Source organism: Occallatibacter savannae (assembly GCF_003131205.1).
Taxonomy (GTDB): Bacteria; Acidobacteriota; Terriglobia; order Terriglobales; family Acidobacteriaceae; genus Telmatobacter; species Telmatobacter savannae.
In genome coordinates this window covers 1,378,098-1,400,144 of the sequence record NZ_QFFY01000001.1, presented here as the reverse complement: position 1 = coordinate 1,400,144, position 22,047 = coordinate 1,378,098, and the positions used below count along the sequence as shown (strand labels likewise).

Sequence of the window (22,047 nt, the reverse complement as noted above, 5' to 3'; positions counted from 1 at the left end):
ATCTTTCGATGCAGCTATTTCGCCGCGTGTCGTAGAGTGAGCTTCAGATTGCTGTTGCCCGCGGGGGCCTGTGCCTAGTTTAGACCGCCTTATCGGTCAATTCGGCCCATCGGGCATACAGTTTCTCGTTTTCGGCTTCAGCTTCGGCCTGTTCGGCAAGCGCCGCCTGGAGGGCTCCGGCATCGGATGCGATGCCCGGATCTTCCAACCGCGCACGTGCGGCTGCGAGGCGTGCGTCCGATTCTTCGACCTTCTGCTCGATAGTCGCGAACTCGCGGGCTTCAAGGTACGACAGCTTCTTCTTCCTCGCCGAGGCATTTTGTTGCGCAGCGTCTGAGACCCCGGCCGCCATTGCATCTGTGCGGGATCCGGCTATCGCCTCTCCTGATCTGTGATCTCTGTTCTCTGATTCCTCAATGAGCCACTGTTCCCACTGTGCGAAGTCAGCAAACTGGGCGATACGACCGTTTCCATCAAGGCCGACCACGGTCGAGGCGACTCGATTGAGGAGGTAACGGTCGTGTGTTACCAGAACGAGGGCTCCTTCAAAGTCGAGGAGGTTTTCTTCCAGGATCTCGAGCGTCGGGATGTCGAGATCGTTGGTGGGCTCGTCGAGCAGGAGAACATCGGCCGGCTGGAGCATCAGCCTGGCGATAAGAACGCGGGCACGCTCACCGCCGCTGAGGTTGCGGACTGGCTGATTCAATTGTTCCCCGGTAAAGAGGAAGCGCGCCGCCCAGCTTGCCACATGGATGGTTCGACCCTGGTAGATCAAGCCGTCGCCTTCAGGCGCCAGTGCTCTGCGGAGCGTGAGGTTTTCGTCGAGGTCGCGCATCTGGCTCAGGTAGACCATGCGCAATGCTTCGGCTCTGCGGATCGAGCCTTCGGCAGGCTCAAGCTCGCCGCGCATCAGGCGGAGCAGGGAAGTCTTGCCGCTGCCATTGGGGCCAACCAGGCCAAGCTTCATGCCGGCAGTCAGGGTGAAGTTGAGACCGCTGAAGAGGCGGCGCCCTCCCAATTCACAGGCGACGTCAGTGAACTCGACAAGGCGTTTGGTTTTGCGCTGTGACGCAGCGAAATCGATCCCGGCGGTGTTGACCGTGGCGCGGGAGTCCATAGCGGCGAGATTGCTGATCATCTCGTTGGCGGCATCGATGCGTGCCTTCGATTTCGTCGTGCGGGCCTTGGGGCCGCGGCGGAGCCATTCGATTTCGGTGCGTACACGGTTGCGAAGACTCTCCTGTTGCTTCGTCTGCGATTCCAGATACGCCTGCCGCTCCTCGAGGAAGCGGCTGAAAGTGCCTCTGACGCGCAGGAGACCTTCTGCGTAAATGCGGTTGAGCTCGATGATGTCGCTCGATGTGGCTTCAAGGAAATAGCGGTCGTGGCTGACCGTCACGACTGCAAAGGAAGAGCCACTGAGCAGCTCTTCGAGCCACTCGATCCCGGCCAGGTCGAGGTGGTTGGTCGGCTCGTCGAGCAGAAGAACGTCGGGGTGGCTCACGAGAGCTTCGATGATCGCGAGACGTTTTCGCCACCCGCCCGACAGGGAAGCGGCCTCCACCGCCAGATCCTCGAAGCCGGCTTTTCCCGCAAGTTCGCGCAGACGGCCTTCGCGCTCGACGTCCGGAACGTGCGCCGCGGTCAGTGCGGCTTCCAGTACCTGCCTGACTGTCAGGCCGGCAGCGAATCGGGAATCCTGCGGAACATAGGCGGCACGGGCTCGCTTGCGAATGGCGAGCTCCCCCGTGTCGGGCTCGGTGGCTCCGGCCAGGATGGCGAGCAGGGTAGACTTCCCCGCGCCGTTCGGGCCGATGAGGCCGATCCGCGCGCCATCGTCCACGGTGAACGAAATGTCTTTGAAGAGCGGCGTGGCGCCGAACTGCTTGGTGATGGACTGTGCGTTGAGAATCGGCGGCATCTCTTCCAGACTAAATTCCGACCCCGGGGAGGTCGGATGTGAGTAGGACGAAGTCGGGTCGTTAAACTAGGTCCATGCTGGATTACGAGATTTCTGCGGCCGATGCGTCCAAACTGCTCAAAGAAAACAAGACGAAACTGATTGATGTGCGCGAGCCTTGGGAGTACTCCACTGCTCACATCGAGCCGAGCACGCTGATGCCGATGGGCGATGTTCCAGCGCGGGCGAATCAGGAGCTTGATCCCGACGAACACCTGACCGTCCTATGCCATCACGGGGCGCGGTCGTTGAACGTCACGGCGTGGCTGCGCAATCAGGGATTCGAAAATGTGCAGTCGATGCGCGGCGGGATTGATGCGTGGTCGGCCGAGATCGATCCGAAAGTCCCGCGCTACTGACCGCCTGACTCACGGCACGGCGCGAGCACTGGAGCATATACTTCCCGTTGGCAATCTCGAAATGGAGCTGACCTATGTCGTCACCTGCGGTCGCATTCGCAACACAGAATCATGCGCGTTTTGTCGGCGAACTGAAGGACCTTCTGCGCATTCCTTCGATCTCAACGCTGCCCGAACACAAAGGCGATTGCCGGCGCGCAGCCGAGTTTCTTGCTGCTGAACTGAAGCGCATTGGAATGGAGAATGTCCGGCTGATCGACACGTCAGGGCATCCGCTCGTTTATGGCGACTGGCTCCATGCGGCAGCAAAGCCGACGGCGCTGGTCTACGGACACTACGACGTGCAGCCGGCCGATCCGCTGGACGAGTGGATCTCGCCGCCATTCGAGCCCACGGAGCGCAGCGGCAACATCTATTCCCGCGGGGCAGTCGACGATAAGGGCCAGGTGTGGGCACAGGTCAAGGCGCTCGAATCGCTGCTCGCTGCGAACAAAGGGCTCCCGATCAACGTGCGTGTTCTATTTGAGGGCGAAGAAGAGGTCGGAGGAGAGGGAATCGCGGCCTATGTTGCGTCGAAGCCGGACAATCTCAAAGCCGACTTTGCGCTTGTGTCGGATACGGAACTCTTCGCCGAAGGCCTGCCCACCTTATGCGTGGGCCTGCGCGGCATGATCTACACGGAGCTCGAGGTCCGCGGCGCCAAGACCGACCTTCACTCCGGCATGTACGGCGGCGCAGCGCCGAATCCCTTCGTCGCGCTCGCGCAGATCATCGCGAAGCTGAAAGATGAGAATGGCCGTATCGAGATCCCTGGATTCTACGATGATGTGATTGCCCCCAGCCCCGAAGAACTGGCCGCATGGAAGAGCCTGCCGTTCGATGAAGAGCACTACCGCAAGACGGAAGTGGGATCGAGCAAGCTGGTAGGCGAGTCTGGCTTCAGCGTTCTCGAGCGAACCTGGGCGCGTCCGACTCTCGATGTGCACGGCATACCTGGCGGCTTTACGGGTGCAGGTGCAAAGACCGTAATCCCCGCCAGGGCAACTGCGAAGATCTCGATGCGCCTCGTCCCGAACATGACGCCGGCGAAGGCTTTCGCGCTATACAAAAGCTACGTTGAGAAGATCGCGCCTGCGGGCGTCGAAGTCGACGTCCGGCTCATCCACTCCGGCGATGCCTGCCTGATCCCGGTGAACAACCCCTACGTTCAGGCGGCAACCCGCGCGCTGCACGACGTGTGGGGCAAAGACACTGTCTTCATTCGCTCGGGCGGCTCAATTCCAATCGTGGGCGACTTCGACAGACACCTCGGCTTGCCCAGCGTCATGATGGGATTCGGTCTTCCGGACGACAACATCCATGCCCCAAACGAGAAGTTCAAACTCCAGAACTTCGAGCTGGGCATCCGTTCCCTTATCCGGTTCATGGAGGAGGCGGGCCATTGAGCCTGCCGCATCCCGAGGCCGAGGGCTTTGTGCTCGCAGGCGGCAGGTCCAGCCGTATGGGTCGAGACAAAGCCCTGATCGAGGTAGCGAGCAAGCCTCTCGTTGAGCACGCGATCCAAATTCTGCGCGGAGCGGGCCTGGAGTCCAGGATCGCGGGCGCCACAAGCGATCTGTCGACGTTCGCCCCGCTTGTTCCTGATCTGCCGGATGAATCGGGCCTTGGCCCGCTCGCAGGCATCTGTGCTGCCCTTGAAGCGTGCACCAGCCTCGCGGTGTTCCTGCCCGTTGATCTGCCGCTCATTCCACCCAGCCTGATCCAATACCTCGTGCATCACGCCACCGTGACCAACTCGACAGTGACGGTCGTGTCGGTTGCAGGGTTCGTTCAGACATTCCCGGCGGTGGCGAGCCGCGCGGCACTCGCCTCCCTGCGCACAAGCCTGCACTCCGGCGATCGCAACTGCCTCAAGGCATTCCGGGCTGTTCCGGGAGGGCTCAGCGTGCTGCCACTCGAACTGCTCGTACAGGCGGGGCAGGTGAAACATCCGCGAGCTCTCTACCCGAGCCAGTGGTTCCTGAACCTGAATACACCCGAGGACGTCCAGCGGTTGAATGCCACGACGGCTCAGCATCCTCCGTTTCGGTAAGAGCAGACTCCAGCGACTGGACACACCTCGTCAGCCTCGGGCGAGGCCGTGCAGTAATCTGATCCTGTGGCCGAGTCCGATCCCAAACCTGAGCCCGTTCCCAACACGTCGGTTGAACCGGATGTTCCAGAGATTGCGGACGAGGTCCTGGCGGATATCGTCGGGGATAAACCTATCCCCGCGGAAGAGGAACCCACATCCTGGCCCCTGATCTCCTTTAGCCACGTCTCCCTGTGGTTCGGCGAACGCAAGGTGCTCGATAACGTCAGCTTCCACGTGAATCGCGGCGAAACCCTGTGCATCCTCGGCCGCAGCGGCGTGGGCAAGTCGGTGTCCCTGCGCATCCTGATGGGATTTCTCAAGCCTCAGGTCGGGTCGATTCGCGTCGACGGGCAGGAGATCAATCAATACACCGAAGAGGAGATGAACGTCCTGCGCAAGCGGATCACCATGGTCTTTCAAAACGGCGCCCTCTTCGACTCCATGACGGTTCGAGAGAACGTTGCCTTCCCGCTCCGCGAGCGCGGAGGGCAGGAAGAGGACCAGATCCTGCAGGTTGTCGATCGGCTTCTGGCCCTGGTCGGCGCCGAGGATGCCGCTGACGCCCTGCCCGCCAGCCTGTCCACCGGCCGCAAGCGAGCCGTCGCCATCGCACGCGCTCTGGCGTCTCAGCCCGAGGTCGTTCTCTACGACGAGCCGACGACCATGGTCGACCCGCTGATCGCGCGCCGCCTGGGTGGGCTGATCCAGCGGCTCAAACAGCAGCTTGGGTTCTCCGCCATTGTCGTCACTCACGACATGCGTTTTGCCGAGCGGCTGGCCGATACGGTGCTATTTCTCCATGAGGGACGAGCAGCCTTTTTCGGGCCTTTGAAAGACTTCCTCGCCTCCCCGGATCCCCATATTCAGCAATTTCTTACACTCGACGCTTACGTGTTACCTTCGGCATAAACTTTTCCCTGTTCCCAATCGGAAAATCTCGGATATCCTTATCCAAAGCTCATCCTGATCGGACAGCTCAAAATATCCGAACTCCCCAGCTTGAGGCCTTGCTCGGATCTCTTCTTAGGTCACTTCTGGATTGCACGTTTTCTACACCACTTTGCCTTGGGTTCCGGTGAACGGCTTCGGCCGTGCGCTCGTCTGTGCTCCAGAACAGCAGAGCAGTGAACTGAAGTAGATTGCGCTCGGCACACCAAAGTTTGAGAACAGTGTTCGCGGTTCATGGTGCTGAAATGATCGCTACCTACGATGAGAACAAGGCAAACGTTTGACGGGCACTACACGCAACTAAGAAAAGCAGTCGTCGAGAAAGTGCTGCTCTACAGGCAACCTACTCGAGACTGACTGCTTCAAAGAGACCAGCGACAGCTCTTTTCACCGCCCAAACGTCTGCTCCTTGCAAGCTTGACCCAGGAAGCATTCCCACTTCAGCAGCAGTACCTACTTCTGAGGCTTGCAGTACACGTATGGCAACATCTGACATTTGGCAAAGAGCGTCTGCCTCCGCAAACGTTCGACCTGACTGGGTAAAAGAAGCGGTCTCATTGCCGCGTCGACAGTCCGAGGGCAAAGCCAGGTTCTGGATGTTCCTGGATTTTGTCACCGTCTTCGTCTCGGCGACGATCGCCACAGTCATCGGCCGCCACATCACCCCGGTTGCGGGAGCGCGCAATCTCTACCATGGCACACTGTTCTACGGCCGCTCCATGGGAAACACGCTTGCCTTGCTCTGCGGATTCGCTCTGGCACTGATTGTCAGCAGCAAGCGCCTCAATCTCTACAATCCGAAACGCATCGGATCTTTCCTTCACGAGCAGCGGCTCACCATCGAAGTCTGCTTTACCTCCGGCCTGCTTTTGACAGGAACGCTCTATCTTCTCAGGGCCGAGGACATCTCGCGCCGCATCGTCCTGCTGACACTCCTCCTCGTCACCGCCTCGCTGTGCACACGTCGTTTTCTTTACCGGTCGCTCATGTACCGCAGGTTTGAGAGCGGGCAGGAAACGCGCAACGTACTGATCGTTGGCACCGGACCTGAGGCGCACGCTCTCCGTCATCACCTCGAGAGCATTCGCAATCTCGGCTACACCTTTAAGGGATTCATCGAGTCGCCCGGCACCTCCTCGCGCATGATCTCGTCCAGCGGCGATGTGGTCGGAAATCTTGATACGCTCTTCCAGCATGCCCGCCAGCAATTTGTCGATGAGATTCTCTTCACCATGCCTTGCGAGCGGCGCGTCGTGCTGGAAGCTCTCGAGAAGGCCCGGCTGCACGGTGTAGACATGCGAGTCGTTCCGGATCTCTACGAAGGACTCGCATGGGATAATCCGATCGAATTCATCGGCCAATTTCCGACGATCCCGCTGCATCGTGGGCATGTTCCCGAGGTCGGATTCGTCCTCAAGCGCGTGCTGGACGTTCTGTTTGGCAGCCTGATCCTCTTGGTTCTTTCCCCGTTCCTGGTCGTTATCGCAATCGCGATCAGGCTAGAGTCACCGGGTCCCGTGCTCTACCGATCTCAGCGGATCGGCAAGAAGGGTCGCGTCTTCCGCTGCTACAAGTTCCGGACCATGGTGCGCGACGCCGAGAAGCGGCGCTCTGAAGTGATGCACATGAACGAGCGCGACGGCGTGCTCTTCAAAGTCACCAACGATCCTCGCATCACCCGGCTCGGTCGCTTCCTTCGCAAATACTCTCTCGATGAACTCCCTCAGTTCATCAACGTGCTGAAGGGCGACATGAGCATCGTCGGCCCGCGTCCGCCCATCGCGAGCGAGGTCATGGAGTACAAGCTCAACCACCTGCGCCGGCTCGACGTCACCCCCGGCATCACTGGTCTCTGGCAGGTTCAGGCCCGGCAGGATCCGTCCTTTGACAGCTACGTCTCCCTCGACGTTGCCTACATCGAGAATTGGAGCGTTTGGCTCGATGTAAAGATCATCCTGCGAACCATCGGCGTGGTCTTTTCGGGTACCGGCACCTAAGCTGTCGTGAGGGCTAGTGTCGCCACGTTCTCCCCATCGATCTTTGGCGTGGAACTCTGGATTCTTTCTTCCTCCTTTAAACTGGAGGAGTGAAGATCGCACTGGCGCAGATCAACCCCACGGTGGGGGATTTCACCGGCAATCTCGACAAGATCGTTTCCATGGCACGGCGTGCCTCAGAGCAGGGCGCCCGGCTTGCAGTATTCCCCGAGCTTGCCATATGCGGCTATCCGCCTGCCGACTTCCTGGAGAAGCCAAGCTTCCTCGCCCGCAGCAAGCAGGCCGTCGCGGAACTGGCGGACGCCACACGCGGTCTCCCCACCGCTGTTCTGGTGGGCGTCGCTCTTCCGGCGCCGCCCGATGCCGGCAAACCCGCGGTGAATGCGGCCGTCCTTCTTGATGCCGGACACATCGTTCTGGAGCAGCACAAGCGTCTGTTGCCCTTCTACGACGTCTTTGACGAGCAGCGATACTTCCTGCCGTCTACGGCCCAGAAAGTGGTGGAACTCGACAATCTGCGCATCGCAGTTTCTATTTGCGAAGATGCGTGGAATGACAAGAACTTCTGGCCGCGCCGCCTCTATGCCCTCGATCCGCTGGAAGAGCTGATGAAGCAGAACCCGGCGATCCACCTGAATCTTTCTGCCTCGCCCTTCTGGCACTCGAAGCGGACGCTGCGGCGTCAGATGCTCGCCTCCATCTCCAACCGGGACGGCGTCCCCGTTGTCATGTGCAATCAGGTGGGCGGCAACGACAGCCTGATCTTCGATGGCTCTTCGCTCTGCATCAACGCCCATGGCGATCTCGTCGCACAGGCAAAATCATTCGAGGAAGACCTCGTTGTCTTCGACCCATTCTGTTCGCCTGCAGTTCCGCAGCCAGTCGATGACGACACAGAAGCTGCCTATCGTGCTCTCGTGCTTGGTATGCGCGACTATGTGCGCAAGTGCGGATTCAGCAAGGTAGCCCTGGGACTGAGCGGCGGTATCGATTCTGCGCTCGTGGCCGCAATCGCAGCCGACGCTCTCGGCAAAGAGAATGTCTTGACCATCGGCATGCCGAGTCCCTATTCCTCTCAGGGTTCGATCGATGACAGCCGCGCGCTGGCTGCCAACCTCGGCATCCGCTTCGAGCAGATCGCGATCAGCGATCTGTTCGGGGACTATACAAGGGCTCTCGAACCTCTATTCAAAGGCACCGAGCCGGGACTGGCTGAAGAGAACCTTCAGGCTCGCATCCGCGGCAACCTGCTGATGGCGGTTTCGAACAAGTTCGGCTCGCTGGTGCTGACAACCGGCAATAAGTCGGAGATGGCGGTTGGCTATTGCACGCTCTATGGCGACATGGTGGGCGCGCTGGCAGTCATCGGCGACCTGGTGAAGACGCGCGTGTACGCGATCTGCCGCTGGCTCAATCGCGACCGCGAGGTCATTCCGCATGCCATTATCGATAAGCCGCCTTCCGCTGAACTGAGGCCCGGCCAGAAAGACACGGATTCGCTCCCTCCCTACGAGACCCTCGACCCGATCGTCGAGGCCTATGTCGAGCGATATGAGACACCGGAAAGCATCGCCGAGAAAAACGGCTTCCCACTCGAACTAGTCCAGCAGGTGGTCCGGCTTGTCGAGCGCTCAGAGTACAAGCGCCAGCAGGCAGCACCCGTTCTGAAAGTGACCTCGAAGTCGTTTGGGATGGGCCGCCGCTTCCCCATCGCCGTCAAAGTACAGGTATAAGCTAATCTTTGGGAACGATCCCGCAATTGAAGGAGAAACGCTTGATTCGTAATTCCGCTCGTTTGGCCGCCCTTTGTGTGCTGGCCCTCATGTCTTCTGTCGCGCACAAGGCGACCGCGCAGGATCAGACTCCAACGACGCCCCCGGCCGCGCCTCCCGCCCCCTCGGCGCCGGCGGCTCCGCCCGCTTTCCCCAAGCCCGATCCCGCCGACTTCACGGCCGATACACCTTCCAAAGAGACCGTCAATTCGTTCATGCAGGCGAACCTGGGATTCGACCCGAATGCCATGTGGCAGGTTCAGGCCATCCAGAAGACGCAACTGCCCAGCATCAACCGGGTGGTCGTATTTGTGGGCGATAAGGCAGGCAAGCAGCAGCCCTACCGGTTCGCGTTCCTTACTGCGCCCGACATGAAGCACATCATGGTCGGCGATCGCATAATCCCGTTTGGCGAGCACCCCTTTGAGGAGCATCGGGCGATTCTCCAGCAGAAGGCCAACGGGCCCTATCGCGGTTCGGCCTCAAAGGATCTCGAGTTGGTCGAATTCGCGGATTTCCAGTGCCCCCACTGCAAGGCTGCACAGGCCAACATGGACAAGCTCGTGACGGACTTCCCGAATGCGCGAATCGTCTTTGAAAACGATCCGATTCCCAGCATCCATCCCGAGTCAGTGACAGCCGCTCAGTACGGTCTGTGCGTTGCGAAACTCGGCGGAAACAGCGCCTTCTTCACGTTTGCTGCTGCTGTGTTTGAGGGACAGGAAGGTCTGGCGACGGCCGACGGCGCGACGCTGACGCTGAACAGCTCCGTCACCAAGGCGGGACTGGAGCCGGCAAAGGTTCAGGCGTGCGCGAATACGCCGGAGATCAAGTCGGCTGTGGAAGCCTCGACGCAGCTGGCGAAGGACCTGGACATCTCGTCGGTTCCGACGCTGGCGATCAACGGACGCCAGGTGCCGGCGAATGCGCCCTACGAAACCTTGAAGCAGATCATTGAGTATCAGGCGAAGCAGGATGGCGTAACGAAGTAGTCCAGCCTGAGCAGACAACGGAAAGCCCCGGAGATAGACGCTCTCCGGGCTTTCCTTTTTCAGCGAACTTACATTGCCGCTCGGCCGCGCTCAATGCGCACGATAGGCGTATGTCCGGCGGGCTGCGTCCACCGCACCACATGCGGGGAGACAACAATCAGCAGGCTCGCATAGTTCTTGGTGATGTCTTTGTTGGTGACGTTGTTGAGCCCTGGTATCTCCGTCAGCCCCGGCAATCCGCTGAGAGCTCGGCTCTCTTCCTTGTCCACCTGGCTCACCAGTACAACCGCCGCATTGTCCTTCACCGTTGCTACGCCGGAGTAGCTGCGGTTATTCAGGATCGGCACGCCATTGATCGACGAACCCCCAAGAGCAGTGATCTTCAGGTCCATCGTCAACGCAACCTCGCCGCTGCGCATCACGCGAGGAGTGGCTTTGAACGTAAGCCCAAGATCCTGATATTCAATCTGCGGAATCGTCTGCGCCCCGGAGTTCAACTGCGACAGAAGGGAACTGAGGCTTCCGGAAGCGCCCGCCGAAGTCAGCCCCGGGATGTTGATACCCGACGTGCCGAGGTCCGAGTACTGCGACGTTTCGATGGGATAGCGCGAACCGCTCTTGATGGTGCCCTCTTCTCCGTCGCCCAGGTGCAGCTGCAGCTGATCAAGTTCGCGCGATTCGGATGAGTTCAGGTTAAGGGCGACCTTCACCGGCCCCGGTGATACTCCGGTCAGGGTGAGTCCGCCACCGAACAGGGCTACGCCATTCTGAAAGATAGGACTGGAAACCTGTCCTGAGGCAAGCAGGATTCCGAGAATCGTCAGCGTATCGCCGGGCGCAGCCAGGCCCGAGGAGATGATCTCCTGCACAAGCTGCTGATTTTGGCTGAGCAGAGCCTGTTCTTCCGTATAAACGTTGAACGCCGTGATCTGCTGGGGCGGAGTGATTCCGGTATTCCTCAGGTTGTTGTGGACGACCTGGAGCAGCTTGACGTCGAGCAGCACCTGGCTTTTGCCATCGAGTAGCTGTTTGAGCGTTTCATTGAACGCGTTCAGCTTGTCCGTGGTGGCCCGAATCGTGAGCGTACCAGAGCTCGCCTGCACGGCAACCTGCTGCGCCTGGAAGACCGTCTTGGCCATGTTCCCCACATCGGTCATCTCGGCCTGCGACATGCCGCCGAGATACACGGTCTCAAATTCCTGACGCATGTATTGAGTGCGATTCTCGCGCGTGTCCTTGGCCACGATGGCTCGATGGGCGTCGAGCGGCACTGTGAATGTGTCGGTGACCATGTTGATGGCCTGCGTGGCCTGCGCGAAGGTGGCATCGTCCATCTCGAAGCGCACGGGAGGTCCCGTCACACTGCTGTCGATCGATGCCTCGATACCGAACGAGTGAAACACGTTCTCGATCGCTTGTCGTCGGTCCGTACGCAAATGAAAGCTTCGTTTGCCCGGGAGAGGCTCGAGCGCGGGAGCGGCCGTCAGCGATTCAGTGTCCTTCTGATACAGGGACTTCGTCTGCGAATCAGCCGCGTCATCGGCCATTGCGCGCAGATGCTCCGCAACCTGAACATTGCGAGGGTCGAGCTCCGCCGCACGCTGCAAAGCAGCGCCCTCCCCCTGGGCATCGCCCTTGATACGAGCCTTGGTCGCGGCCTGAATCAGTTCTGTGACTGCGTGGCTGCGCACGACCTCATTCGCGGCGGCGTAGTTGGGATTCTCGGGATCAAGCCGTGCAGCCTCGTTATAGTCCTTCATGGCAGCTTCGTACTGCTGCTTGGCAAAGAGCTTCGTCGCTTCGAGGTAGAGCTTGGTCGCCTGCCGGCGTTCTCGGTCGGTGATCTTGTGAACAGGTGCCGGGGCCTTCTGTTCAGACTGCGCCTCAGCGCTTGCCGCAGCCGGGGTCTGATTCGCCGCGGGCGCACTCGGAAGGGGCTGTTGAGCCGCCGCTCCAAGCTGGAGCAACAGCGCAGCCACTGCCGCAACGAATTGTGCGCGCGAATGATTCACGACTGATCCCGTGTCGCCTGCAATAAATATGCGAGCGATGTTGTACAGACCTCTGGTTTGTGCTGCATCAGTTCGTCGAACGAGAAATGCCCCGTGGCAACCGCCACCACAGGAATGTGGTTCGCGTGCGCAGCTTCGATGTCCCGCGGCGTATCGCCAACCACGCATACCGTAGCATTGGGTCCCGCCAGTTCCCGTGCCTTCTTCGCCGCATCGCCGACCAGCTCCGAACGTAGCGGAAAATGATCGCTGAAGCCGCCGAACCGGAACCACTCGCGCAGACCGGCTCGCTCCATCTTGATCCAGCCGATCATCTCCAGGTTCCCGGTAGCGAGCCCGAGAATGGCTCCCCGGTCAGCCAGATGCTGCAGCGTGTCTTCCACCCCCGGCATCAGCTGCGGGTACATCTCATGCTTGCGTCCCGCAACATTGTGGCAGATGGCCTCTGTGATGGCTGCAAGCTGCGGCTCTAGAACCTCGGGCGTGATGCCGGCCAGCGCGCACGCTTCGCGAAGAATGGAAGTATCCGTATTCCCTGCCAGCGCGACGCCCTCGAGCGTCACCTCGGGCCCCATCAGCTTCTGCAGAGTCGTCGTGAAGCTGTCGACGTGGACACGGTCGCGGCTGCGCAGCAGAGTGCCGTCAATGTCAAAGAGGTATGCGTCCTGATTGTCCCAGGCAAAACCCTCTTCGATTGCAACGCGTGCTTCGTTGTTCTGTTGAATGGTCTGCATTCGGTCGCGGAGCGTCACGCCCACCACTCAAGATTAATGCAATCCGGGGCGGTCGGCATGCGCCAGAACGATCCTGTCCAAACGTAATCGGAAGATGCGTCCTTGCCCGAATCGTTAACCCTGGCGGCTGCCCTGGCGAATGACTCCAAAGACAGGACGTTCGGAGCGGGGCGGACGCTTGAGGCCTGCGCGGATTTCCGCGAGGCTGATCCCCAGTTCAGCCATCGTGCGGCTGAGCGTATTGCGGTGGACTCCAAGCTCCTCCGCAGCCTTGCACTGGTTCCCCTTGTTCGCTGTCAGCACTTCGCGCAGATACTGTCTTTTGAACTCTCGTACGGCGTCCTCATAGCGGATGCCGGTGGAATGCATCTGTGTAACCAGGCTGTCCAGGTCTCGTCTCACGTCGCCCTCTTGCTCTAACTAGATTGCCACAAAGCGCAGGCATGGCCCGCGAAAATTATTTGTTCTTTTCCTCATTCATCCACTCTTGTGATTTCGTCTCCAGCGTGTTCAATTCCTTGCGCACGCGTTGGCCCAATCGAGACGGAGTGACTTGAATGCTCACATGAAGTGCACCGAAGAAATATCGCGGCAGGCGCGCTTCCGTCAACCATGCCGTTTGCGGAAAGAACGCCACCGTAACCAGAATCGAGAGCGTCACGAATACCAGGCCCTGTGCCAGACCGAACAGCGCGCCTGCGAGTCGGTCGAGACAGCCAAGCCCAACCTTCTGGAAGAACTTCGCGAGCAGCGATCCCAGGATAGCCGCAACGATCAACACCGCGGCCGCAATTGTGATGAACCCGATTGCATCGGCAAGTTCGACCGAGTGAATGAACCGCTTCACAAACGCGGCAATGCGCCAGTAGTTCCACGATGCAAGCGCAACACCAATGATGAGTCCCGCGAGAGAAAACACCGACCGGAAGAATCCGCGCGCCAGCCCGACGAGAACGGAACTCGCCAGAATTACAACAATGATCCAGTCAACCGGGGTGAGCCCGCCAACGTTCATGCGTCCGTGTCCTTGCTACGGCTGAGTGGAGTCCTGGCCCTGGATCATGCGGTCACATCCAGATCGCGGCCCGTCAATCGCCGGAATGCTTCGAGGTATTTCTCGAGTGTACGATGAACCACGTCATCGGGCAGTGCCGGGGCAGGCGCCTGCTTGTTCCAGTGGATGCTCTCGAGGTAGTCGCGCACGAACTGCTTGTCAAAGCTTGGCTGCGCTCCGCCGGGCTTCCATTGCGATGCCTCCCAGAAGCGTGACGAATCAGGCGTGAGCACTTCATCCGCAAGTACGATCGTCTCGCCTACCTTGCCGAATTCAAATTTCGTGTCTGCGAGAATCAGCCCTTTCGACTCCGCGTGTTTGCCTGCCTTGCTGTAGATGGCCATCGTCAAGTCGCGAAGCTGTTTCGCGGTTTCGGCTCCGACGGTCTTCTCCACCGCAGCGAAAGAGATGTTCTCGTCGTGGGTGCCATCCTGGCTTTTGGTAGACGGCGTGAAGAGCGGCTCGGGCAGCCGCGATCCGTCCTGTAAACCCGACGGCAAGGCGATTCCGCAGACAGTCCCGTTCGACTTGTACTCCTTCCAGCCGGAGCCGGCAATGTATCCGCGGGCGACGCACTCGACTGGGAACATCTGCGCGCGCTTCACCAGCATGGATCGTCCCTCCAGCTGGTCGGCGTACTTGTGCAGCGATTCGGGAAAGTCCTTCACCTCGGTGGCGATCAGGTGGTTGGGAACGATATCGCGAACGAGATCGAACCAGAAAAGCGAGATCTGGGTGAGGATTTTGCCTTTGCCGGGAATGCCGCTGCCCAGCACATGATCGAAAGCCGAAATCCGGTCGGTGGCGACGATGAGCAGCGCGTCGTCGACCGCATAGAGATCGCGAACCTTGCCGCGTCCGATCAGAGGCGTGTCGCCCAGGTCTGTTTTGAGGAGGGTAGTCATGGAGAGCCTTCACCTCGGCTGGAGCGTTGGTGGGTTGGAGTGGTGTTGGCGCGGGCAGTGCCGCATTCGTACCTCTCGTCGCGCCGTGAACCTTCGATTTTCGAGGGAGCGGCAAGGTTTGTCAAACGCAGTGAATCCAACAAATTGACTGGTGCGAAAGGCCCAATGGTGTTTCGCGCGAGTTTCCCACAAAGCCCTGTGACGACCGTCACGGAGCAGGATTTCCGTTTAGGCGAAACTCCAGTTGTCATCAAGGTTCGGGAGCCCGTCAGAAGGTTCCCTCTGAGCCGGGTGGCACGAGGCAGCAGTGGAAAGGGGAAGCCGCGGCTCGCTTCGTTCTATAGGGATCGCCAGTAGCCGCGTACTACCGACCTCCAGTGCCGGCTACTGGTCCCCGTTACTGATCTTGTGATCCTAAGTGCAAGCGCCTCCGAAGCGAAGAGTTCCTTCGGGGGCGAATTTTTGTCCGCTTCCGTCCCTCATCACCCAAACCGATGTGAACGTCTCATAGAGCTCTTCCATGCGGTCACCCGCTCCTTCAACACACTAGCAAGTGATCGGAATCACTGAGGCCTGATCCCATCGGCCCAAACTGTGTGTGCCGCCGGCTTGCGCTGTCTCGACGAGCTGGGTGCGCGGCAATGGAGGGGGCGTGATGATTGAACTGCTCGAAGTGCAGATGCAAGTTCCCCATGACACAAACATCGTCATCGGCCAGTCGCATTTCATGAAGACAGTCGAGGATCTCAGTGACGCGATGGTTCACACGCCGCAGGCTCGTTTCGGCCTCGCCTTCAACGAGAGTTCAGGCGAGTGCCTCGTGCGCAGCGAGGGCAACGATGAGGACCTTCGTCACGCTGCAATTCACAACGCAGAATTGCTTGGCGCGCGCCATATCTTCGTTCTGCTGATCCAGAATGCCTATCCGATCAATGTGCTGCATGCGATCCGCAGCGTACCGGAGGTGTGTAGAGTCTTTTGCGCGACGGCGAATCCCGTCGAAGTCATCCTCGCGCAAAGTGAGCAGGGCAGGGGAGTGTTGGGTGTCATTGACGGCGATCCCGCAAGGGGCGTGGAAGATGATGCATCCGTCCCGTCGCGTTATGAGCTTATGGGCAAATTCGGTTTCAAGCGCTAGGCCGTGGATGGAGTCTCGCGATAGCAAGGCAAGACCGAAACGGCCCGGCAAAGGAGGTGTGAAATGGCACTCGCAAGTTTGCTGAATTACCTCGATGAGAACGAAGTTCCGTACGTGATCCTCTACCACTCTCCGGCATACACAGCGCAGGGAATCGCAGGACTCACTCACATACCCGGACAGGAACTCGCAAAAACCGTGATCGTCTTGCTCGACGGCAAGCTGGTGATGGCGGTGTTGCCGGCCAAGTACCACGTCGACCTGATGCTGTTGAAGAAACGTGCCAAGGCAAAGACCGTGGAACTGGCATCGGAAGAGGATTTCCAGACCCGGTTCGCCGGATGCGAAACCGGCGCCATGCCTCCGTTCGGCGGTTTGTTTGGGCTTCCGGTCTACGCCGATCAGTCGCTCGAGCAGGACCACGAAATCGCGTTCAATGCAGGGACGCACCGCGAACTGATCCGCATGACTTGGAGAGATTACAAAAAGCTCGCCCAGCCCACCATCTTCAATTTCGCAGCTGGGCACAACGCCGAAGCAGCCTGATCGAAACTCGGGAGGAATTGTGGACGCAGAAGTCGAATGCCGAAAGGCGCCGAAAGTCAGAATCGTTCAGCACACAGCCACAGGCGGCCTTTGGCTTGCCGCCTGGTTGTTTACGATCGGTTTTCTCAAACTTACGTTCTGGCAGGGCGTCTGGGCAGTCGTCATCTGGCCGTACTACCTCGGCGTCTACTGCGCGCCGAAGTAGAAACCACGCCTAGGCTGTCGCCCTCTGCGGTTGCTGCTCGTGAGCAAGCTTGACGCTCACAACCTTGGAGACACCGGGTTCCTGCATTGTCACGCCGTAGATCATGTCGGCGGCGTGCATCATCCGCTTGGAGTGCGTGACGATCAGGAACTGCGTCTCCCGGCTCAGGCTGCGCAGCAGGTCGGCGAGACGGCCCACGTTTGTTTCGTCGAGTGCGGCGTCAACTTCGTCGAGCACGCAGAACGGGCTCGGCTGGAACTGAAAGATGCCGACAAGCAGGGAGATCGCTGTGAGCGCCTTCTCGCCGCCCGAAAGCAGCAGCACGTTCTGGAGCTTCTTGCCCGGAGGCGATGCAACGATTTCCAGCCCGCTCTCCGCCTGATTCTCCGCGTCGGTGAGCCGCAGGAATGCCTGCCCGCCGTGGAACAACTTCGTAAATACATGCCCGAAGTTCTCGTTAATGCGCGCGAATGCCTCGTCGAACTTTTCCTTTGAGATCTGATCGATTTCCTTGATAGTCTGCTGCGTGTTCTCGATCGATTCCATCAGATCTTTGCGCTGCGTCTCGAGGAAGGAGTGCCGCTCCGCCGTTTCCTTGTACTCGTCCAGCGCCATCATGTTTACGGGGCCCATCTGCTCGAGCTTCTGCTTCAGCGTGCGGCAGGTGTCTTCTTCGATCGCCAGCGGCTCGTCGGCGATGCGGACAATCTCCTGATCGGCGCGGAGTTCGGCGGCCTCAACGTTGACTTCGGCAAGGCAGCTTGCTTCCAGGTGCTCCAGGTCTGACTTGAGCTTCGCAGCCTGGCTGGCGCGCGCACCGCGATCCTCGCGCAGCTGATCTACTGCCAAACGAGCCGCTTTAAGCCTTGTCTCCATCTCCGCCAGTTGGTGGCGAACCTCTGCTGCCTGCGCAGCAATCGACTCGGCCTGGGCCAGCGCCTCAGCCTTCAGCGCAGCGAGTTCCTGTTCGCGTTGCGCAAGCGCGGCTGTCTCGTTAATGCGCTGCTCGCGCTCTGACTCGGCCGACGCCCGCTGCTGCTCGATCGCCATCACGCGGCGTTCGAGATCGGCGTGCAGCCGGTCGATGCGCTGGAACGCTGCTTCTGCTCCGCGGCGGCGCTCTTCGAGTCCGGCGAGCTCGGCCGTGAGCCGCGCTGCCTCCTGCTGCAGTGTTTCGCGGTTCTGGCGCATCGTGGAGAGCTGGTTCTGCTGCTCTTCCAACCCAACCTCAGCAGTGGCATGCTCCTGCTCGAGGCGAATCGCCTCTTCCCGCTTCTGTTCGATGATGGAGTGCTTGGCCTCGCGCGCTTCCTTGTTACGCTGCGCCTGCGTCATCCACTCCTGCAGACGCCGCTCGATGCGCTGTGCTTCGCTTTCCATTTGTTTGAGAGCTGCACCTTGATCGGCGGCTTCGCGCTCCGCCTGCCGGCGCTCTTCGCTCCGCGCTTCAAGCCGTGCGCTCAATTCCTCAATCTGCTTTGCGAGTGCCGCAGCCTGAAACTCGGCCTGGCCAAGTTCGCGCTCGATCGCGGCAAAGCGCATCTCCGTCTCGCGTAGCTCGCGCTTCAGCACCAGCGGTCCCTGGCTCGCAGGCTTGCCGCCGGTCACGGTCGCGTTGTGGAAGCACTCGCCCTCCGGCGTCAGGAAGTAGGCGTGCGCATAATCATTCGCCATCGTCTGCGCCAGTTCCGCAGTCTCGACAAGGTAGCCATCGCGCAGTTTCGGAAGTATAGTCTCGAGCGTGTGCCCAAAGCCGTTCAGCAGCCGAACCTGTTCGCGGAGCGGCGTCACGCCGGGACCATTGATCTTCTCGACGTAGCCGTTGCCGCCGTGACCGTGTCCGCTCTCCGGGTGAACAAGGAAGGTAGCGCGCCCGTCCACGCCGGTCTTCAACACTCGGACGCCTTCTTCAGCCGCGTGCCAGCTCTTCACGACGACATAGTTGAGCTCGTCGCGCAGGAACTCGTCGACCACTCCTTCGTGCTCGCCGGCCACTTCGATGAAGTCGGCCAATGTTCCGACAGGCGTCGAACCGTTCTGCAGCGCACCGGGCCTCAGCAGCTTGCGGACAGTTTCCGTCGAGTAGCTGTGATCCCTGATCAGCGACTGCAGCGAATCTCGGCGCCCCCCCACTCCGGCCAGATCGCTGCGAAGTTTGTTCGCCTGCGCGCGGACTGAAGCCTCTTCAGACCGCCGCGCCTGCAAGGTCTCGCGCAGCTCGGCGATCTCGCTTTCAAGACTCTTCAGCGCTTCGGCTGCTGAGTCGAACTTCAGCCGAGCCTGGCCGCTCTGCACACCCAGGCTCTCCTGCTCGTTGCGCGCCTGGTTCATCTCCGCATTCAGCCGCTCCGCTTCCCGCTCCAGCGCTGCAAGACTCTCTTCGGCCTGGGCCGTGCTGTTGCGCGCGTTTCCAGCCAGCGTGAGCAGGTGCATCGCGTGCCTGCGATGACTCTCCAACTGCCGCTCAGCATTGAAAACCTCTTCCGCTGCAGTCCGCGCTTCGTGCTGCCGGGCCTGCACCTTCTCGTGGAAGGCATGCGCCTCTCCCGCAGCAGTTTCAAGAAACGCCTTCTGCTGTTCACGCTCTTCCGCGATGCTGCCGAGCTGGCTCTTCGTCGTTTCGAGTTCACCGGCCGCCGCTGCGATTCGCGCTTCGAGTTCACTTACGCGCTCGGAGTTGCTGCGCTGGCGAGCCGCCGCGCGCTCCAGCTCCACAGCGGAAGAGTTCGCGCGGTTCTGCGCATCCTGACCCTCGCGGTCCAGTTCGTATCCCCGCTCGGTCAAACTGTGCTGCTGGACCTCGGCCGTCTCAATCTCCAGAGCCCCTGCCGTGATCTTCTCGGCGAATTCTGTGATCTCGTGCTCCAGCCGCGCCTGCTCGGCATCCATCAGCGCCATCCGGCTCGCGAGCACAACGCGCAGCCGTCCGCGCAGCTCGTCCCGGACCTGTGCGAACCGCTCCGCCTTCGCCGCCTGCCGCTTCAGGCTGTTCATCTGGCGCGTCACTTCTTCGAAGATGTCGTCGACACGCGCAAGATTCTGCTTCGAGCTTTCAAGCCGCAGCTCGGCCAGACGCTTCTTGGTCTTGAAACGCGTAATTCCAGCCGCCTCTTCTACGATCGACCGGCGATCGTGCGGCTTCGAACTCAGCAGCTGTCCGATGCGCTCCTGCCCGATGATCGCGTAGCTCTCCGGCCCAAGGCCGGTGCCCATAAAGATGTCCTGAATGTCGCGAAGCCGGCACAGCTTTCCATTGAGCAGGTACTCGCTTTCACCCGTCCGGAAGAGGCGCCTTGTGATGACAACCTCGCCCTTCTGCGGAGTCCGATTGAACTTGCGACGGCGGATCTTCAGGACAACCGGCTGCGGACCGTGCGCGGCGGCTTCAGCGTTCGCCTCTGCCTTCGCCTCGGCTGGAGCACTGCCCTCAGCGCCGGTTTCCTCGTCCGTGACCACGCCCGGCTGCTCAGAGGCAATGATCTCTTCAGCCTCCGCCGCTTTCTGCCGCCGCAACTCTTCCTCGTCCCAGTCGAGCGGGCCATCGTGGTCGACCGTGACCTCAGGCTCCACCGGGATCGGCCCGTCATACGCCTCCGGGTCCACCATCGTGATGGTGACTTCCGCCATGCCCAGCGGCTTGCGCTCCCGCGTTCCGGCGAAGATCACGTCCTGCATGCTGCCGCCGCGAAGGCTCTTGGCGCTCTGCTCGCCCAGCACCCAGCTGACCCCGTCCAGGATGTTGGACTTTCCGCACCCGTTCGGTCCCACGACAACGGCGATGCCTGTCCCCGGCACGGTCAGTTCCGTGCGGTCACAGAAGCTCTTAAAGCCGAGGATGTGGATCTTTTTCAGTTTCAGCATGCTCTCTCCGGGTCAGCAGAATACGAACGGGATCACCGAAGTCGGCTGGAGCACCTTGGTTCCGGCAGGCTGTCGATCCCTGCTGGACGGATGGGCCGGCGCCGACTTCGCGCCTTGAAGGGGAATTTGGGGTCTCCGGCGATCGCTTCCAGCCGCCGGGTGCCCTGGACCCTCTTCGATTACAGACTCTATGGACCCCAAAAGACAGGGTCAATCTCACCAAGGGGTTCTTTTGTGGATAAGGGGGTCCCGAATCCACCTTTTTCGTTTATTTTAGGCTTTCTTCGGAAATTGCAGCAGTTTTCTTGAGTTTATACCAACTTTTCCACAGTCCCAAATGCAACCAATTGCGGCAAAAATTCCCGAGATACTGCGGCGAGCCAGTGCTGAAGCTGACAGCTGATAGCTGAGAGCTAATTAAAACTCACCGCCTTCCGTATCACCTTCTCGATCGCCCGCAGAGCCTGCGCTCTCGGGAAGCCGGGTCGGCTGGCCAGCCGGATCGTCCTGTGAGAACGCCCTGTCAGCGGGACCAGAACGATGCCGCGCGTCTTCAGCGACTCGGCCGCGAGCGCCGGAATCAGAGTCGAGCCGTAACCCGCAGCGACCAGGTTCACCAGCGTCTCCAGCGTCGCCGCCTGCATCGACCCCTGCAGCCCGCCCCGTACATGAGGATGCCCATGCTTCGCCCCGCATGCCGCGAGAGCCTGGTTCGACAGGCAGTGCCCATCGGCGAGGACGAGCAACTCATCTTTCAGCGCCTCTTCGTCAACCTTCTTTGCCGCCGCCAGGCGATGATTGCGGGGCAGGGCAGCCAGAAGCGGCTCATCGAAAAGAACAATCTCGGTGATCTCCGGCGCATCAGTCTCAGTCGCCAGCAGCGCTGCATCCAGCTTGTGATTGCGAAGATTCTCGACCAGAACCCGCGTCTGGTCTTCCCACAATTCGATGGTCATCCCGGGGTAGCCCTGCTTGAGCGGCTTGAGAATCAGGGGCAACAAATAAGGAGCGAGTGTAGGAATGGCCCCAAGCTTCAGGGGGCCGATCAGCGGATCCCTTGCTGCCCGTGCGACCGCTTCAATCTGTGCTGCTTCGGCCAGCGCCCGTCTCGCATGTTGCAGAATCTGACTTCCGGCCGGTGTCAGCGCGACGCGCTTGTTTGTGCGCTCCAGCAGCATCACACCCAGTTCTTCTTCGAGCTTTTTGATCTGGCTGCTCAGCGTCGGCTGGCTCACGTGGCACGCCTCGGCCGCGCGCCCAAAATGACGCTGCTCCGCAATCGCAACCAGATAACGCAGTTCCTGCAGATTCATTTTCTTACCCCGGCACCTGGGTGCCCAGGTCTCGATCTTGAGACCTGGGATCTCACAATCTCTCCGGCGACGAAGCTTAACTCCGCCATCCCAGCTGCGTTCCCATGATAGTCCATC

The 22,047-nt window shown here is 60.2% G+C and carries 18 protein-coding genes; 10 read left to right on the top strand and 8 right to left on the bottom strand.

Annotation, left to right across the window (positions count from 1 at the left end):
* Nucleotides 1-79: 79 nt before the first annotated feature.
* The gene (locus DHV10_RS06150; RefSeq protein WP_109485369.1) at nucleotides 80-1,921 is read right to left on the bottom strand and encodes an ABC-F family ATP-binding cassette domain-containing protein; all 1,842 of its coding nucleotides are present in this window, start codon (nucleotides 1,919-1,921) and stop codon (nucleotides 80-82) included.
* A 74-nt stretch (nucleotides 1,922-1,995) separates the two neighbouring features.
* Between DHV10_RS06150 and DHV10_RS06145 the strand changes: the two genes are divergently transcribed.
* From DHV10_RS06145 to DHV10_RS06115, 7 genes are all read left to right on the top strand, one after another.
* Complete coding sequence (locus tag DHV10_RS06145; protein ID WP_109485368.1) at nucleotides 1,996-2,319, top strand: rhodanese-like domain-containing protein; 324 nt, start codon at nucleotides 1,996-1,998, stop codon at nucleotides 2,317-2,319.
* A 74-nt stretch (nucleotides 2,320-2,393) separates the two neighbouring features.
* Nucleotides 2,394-3,764 carry a dipeptidase gene (locus DHV10_RS06140; protein ID WP_109485367.1) on the top strand — a complete coding sequence of 457 codons (1,371 nt, stop codon included), beginning with the start codon at nucleotides 2,394-2,396 and terminating at the stop codon, nucleotides 3,762-3,764.
* Nucleotides 3,761-4,411, top strand: coding sequence for a molybdenum cofactor guanylyltransferase (mobA, locus tag DHV10_RS06135; RefSeq protein ID WP_109485366.1), 651 nt, complete (start codon nucleotides 3,761-3,763; stop codon nucleotides 4,409-4,411). Before DHV10_RS06140 ends, mobA begins: the two co-directional genes overlap by 4 nt.
* 66 nt (nucleotides 4,412-4,477) lie before the next feature.
* Nucleotides 4,478-5,362, top strand: a complete 885-nt coding sequence (locus DHV10_RS06130; protein ID WP_109485365.1) for an ABC transporter ATP-binding protein — start codon at nucleotides 4,478-4,480, stop codon at nucleotides 5,360-5,362.
* Nucleotides 5,363-5,958: 596 nt separating this feature from the next.
* Nucleotides 5,959-7,398, top strand: coding sequence for a sugar transferase (locus DHV10_RS06125; RefSeq protein ID WP_239461307.1), 1,440 nt, complete (start codon nucleotides 5,959-5,961; stop codon nucleotides 7,396-7,398).
* An 89-nt stretch (nucleotides 7,399-7,487) separates the two neighbouring features.
* Entirely contained in the window at nucleotides 7,488-9,131 is a 1,644-nt protein-coding gene (locus DHV10_RS06120; RefSeq protein WP_109485363.1) for an NAD+ synthase, read from the top strand.
* Nucleotides 9,132-9,172: 41 nt separating this feature from the next.
* On the top strand, nucleotides 9,173-10,162 hold the full coding sequence (locus tag DHV10_RS06115) for a DsbA family protein (RefSeq protein WP_162601239.1): 990 nt from the start codon (nucleotides 9,173-9,175) through the stop codon (nucleotides 10,160-10,162).
* Nucleotides 10,163-10,230: 68 nt separating this feature from the next.
* Here DHV10_RS06115 and DHV10_RS06110 read toward each other — a convergent pair whose 3' ends face one another.
* The 5 genes from DHV10_RS06110 to DHV10_RS06090 all read right to left on the bottom strand — a co-directional run bounded on the left by DHV10_RS06110 (nucleotide 10,231) and on the right by DHV10_RS06090 (nucleotide 14,867).
* Nucleotides 10,231-12,174, bottom strand: a complete 1,944-nt coding sequence (locus tag DHV10_RS06110) for a hypothetical protein (RefSeq protein ID WP_109485361.1) — start codon at nucleotides 12,172-12,174, stop codon at nucleotides 10,231-10,233.
* Entirely contained in the window at nucleotides 12,171-12,926 is a 756-nt protein-coding gene (locus DHV10_RS06105) for an HAD family hydrolase (RefSeq protein ID WP_239461306.1), read from the bottom strand. Before DHV10_RS06105 ends, DHV10_RS06110 begins: the two co-directional genes overlap by 4 nt.
* Nucleotides 12,927-13,022: 96 nt before the next feature.
* Nucleotides 13,023-13,310, bottom strand: coding sequence for a helix-turn-helix domain-containing protein (locus DHV10_RS06100; protein ID WP_109485360.1), 288 nt, complete (start codon nucleotides 13,308-13,310; stop codon nucleotides 13,023-13,025).
* A gap of 55 nt (nucleotides 13,311-13,365) precedes the next feature.
* The gene (locus DHV10_RS06095; RefSeq protein ID WP_109485359.1) at nucleotides 13,366-13,923 is read right to left on the bottom strand and encodes a CvpA family protein; all 558 of its coding nucleotides are present in this window, start codon (nucleotides 13,921-13,923) and stop codon (nucleotides 13,366-13,368) included.
* Between the two features lie 44 nt (nucleotides 13,924-13,967).
* On the bottom strand, nucleotides 13,968-14,867 hold the full coding sequence (locus DHV10_RS06090; RefSeq protein ID WP_109485358.1) for a phosphoribosylaminoimidazolesuccinocarboxamide synthase: 900 nt from the start codon (nucleotides 14,865-14,867) through the stop codon (nucleotides 13,968-13,970).
* Nucleotides 14,868-15,522: 655 nt separating this feature from the next.
* On the opposite strand from DHV10_RS06090, the gene DHV10_RS06085 reads away from it, so the two are divergent.
* The 3 genes from DHV10_RS06085 to DHV10_RS06075 all read left to right on the top strand — a co-directional run bounded on the left by DHV10_RS06085 (nucleotide 15,523) and on the right by DHV10_RS06075 (nucleotide 16,756).
* Complete coding sequence (locus DHV10_RS06085; RefSeq protein ID WP_204101337.1) at nucleotides 15,523-16,005, top strand: adenosine-specific kinase; 483 nt, start codon at nucleotides 15,523-15,525, stop codon at nucleotides 16,003-16,005.
* 63 nt (nucleotides 16,006-16,068) lie between these two features.
* Nucleotides 16,069-16,551 carry an aminoacyl-tRNA deacylase gene (locus tag DHV10_RS06080; protein WP_109485357.1) on the top strand — a complete coding sequence of 161 codons (483 nt, stop codon included), beginning with the start codon at nucleotides 16,069-16,071 and terminating at the stop codon, nucleotides 16,549-16,551.
* A gap of 19 nt (nucleotides 16,552-16,570) precedes the next feature.
* A complete protein-coding gene (locus DHV10_RS06075) occupies nucleotides 16,571-16,756 on the top strand; it encodes a hypothetical protein (RefSeq protein ID WP_109485356.1) in 186 nt (61 codons plus the stop codon).
* Nucleotides 16,757-16,765: 9 nt separating this feature from the next.
* Here the strand turns inward: DHV10_RS06075 and smc are convergent, their stop codons facing one another.
* A complete protein-coding gene (smc, locus tag DHV10_RS06070; RefSeq protein WP_109485355.1) occupies nucleotides 16,766-20,617 on the bottom strand; it encodes a chromosome segregation protein SMC in 3,852 nt (1,283 codons plus the stop codon).
* Between the two features lie 413 nt (nucleotides 20,618-21,030).
* Nucleotides 21,031-21,930 (bottom strand): LysR substrate-binding domain-containing protein, encoded by a 900-nt coding sequence (locus tag DHV10_RS06065; protein WP_109485354.1) that lies wholly within the window; start codon nucleotides 21,928-21,930, stop codon nucleotides 21,031-21,033.
* Between the last annotated feature and the right edge of the window lie 117 nt (nucleotides 21,931-22,047).

Bases quoted from the DNA above. Each gene is read 5' to 3' on its own strand.
- DHV10_RS06150 (WP_109485369.1), bottom strand. From the start codon at position 1,921: ATGCCGCCGATTCTCAACGCACAGTCCATCACCAAGCAGTTCGGCGCC.
- DHV10_RS06145 (WP_109485368.1), top strand. From the start codon at position 1,996: ATGCTGGATTACGAGATTTCTGCGGCCGATGCGTCCAAACTGCTCAAA.
- DHV10_RS06140 (WP_109485367.1), top strand. From the start codon at position 2,394: ATGTCGTCACCTGCGGTCGCATTCGCAACACAGAATCATGCGCGTTTT.
- DHV10_RS06095 (WP_109485359.1), bottom strand. From the start codon at position 13,923: ATGAACGTTGGCGGGCTCACCCCGGTTGACTGGATCATTGTTGTAATT.
- DHV10_RS06090 (WP_109485358.1), bottom strand. From the start codon at position 14,867: ATGACTACCCTCCTCAAAACAGACCTGGGCGACACGCCTCTGATCGGA.
- DHV10_RS06085 (WP_204101337.1), top strand. From the start codon at position 15,523: ATGATTGAACTGCTCGAAGTGCAGATGCAAGTTCCCCATGACACAAAC.
- DHV10_RS06080 (WP_109485357.1), top strand. From the start codon at position 16,069: ATGGCACTCGCAAGTTTGCTGAATTACCTCGATGAGAACGAAGTTCCG.
- smc (WP_109485355.1), bottom strand. From the start codon at position 20,617: ATGCTGAAACTGAAAAAGATCCACATCCTCGGCTTTAAGAGCTTCTGT.
- DHV10_RS06065 (WP_109485354.1), bottom strand. From the start codon at position 21,930: ATGAATCTGCAGGAACTGCGTTATCTGGTTGCGATTGCGGAGCAGCGT.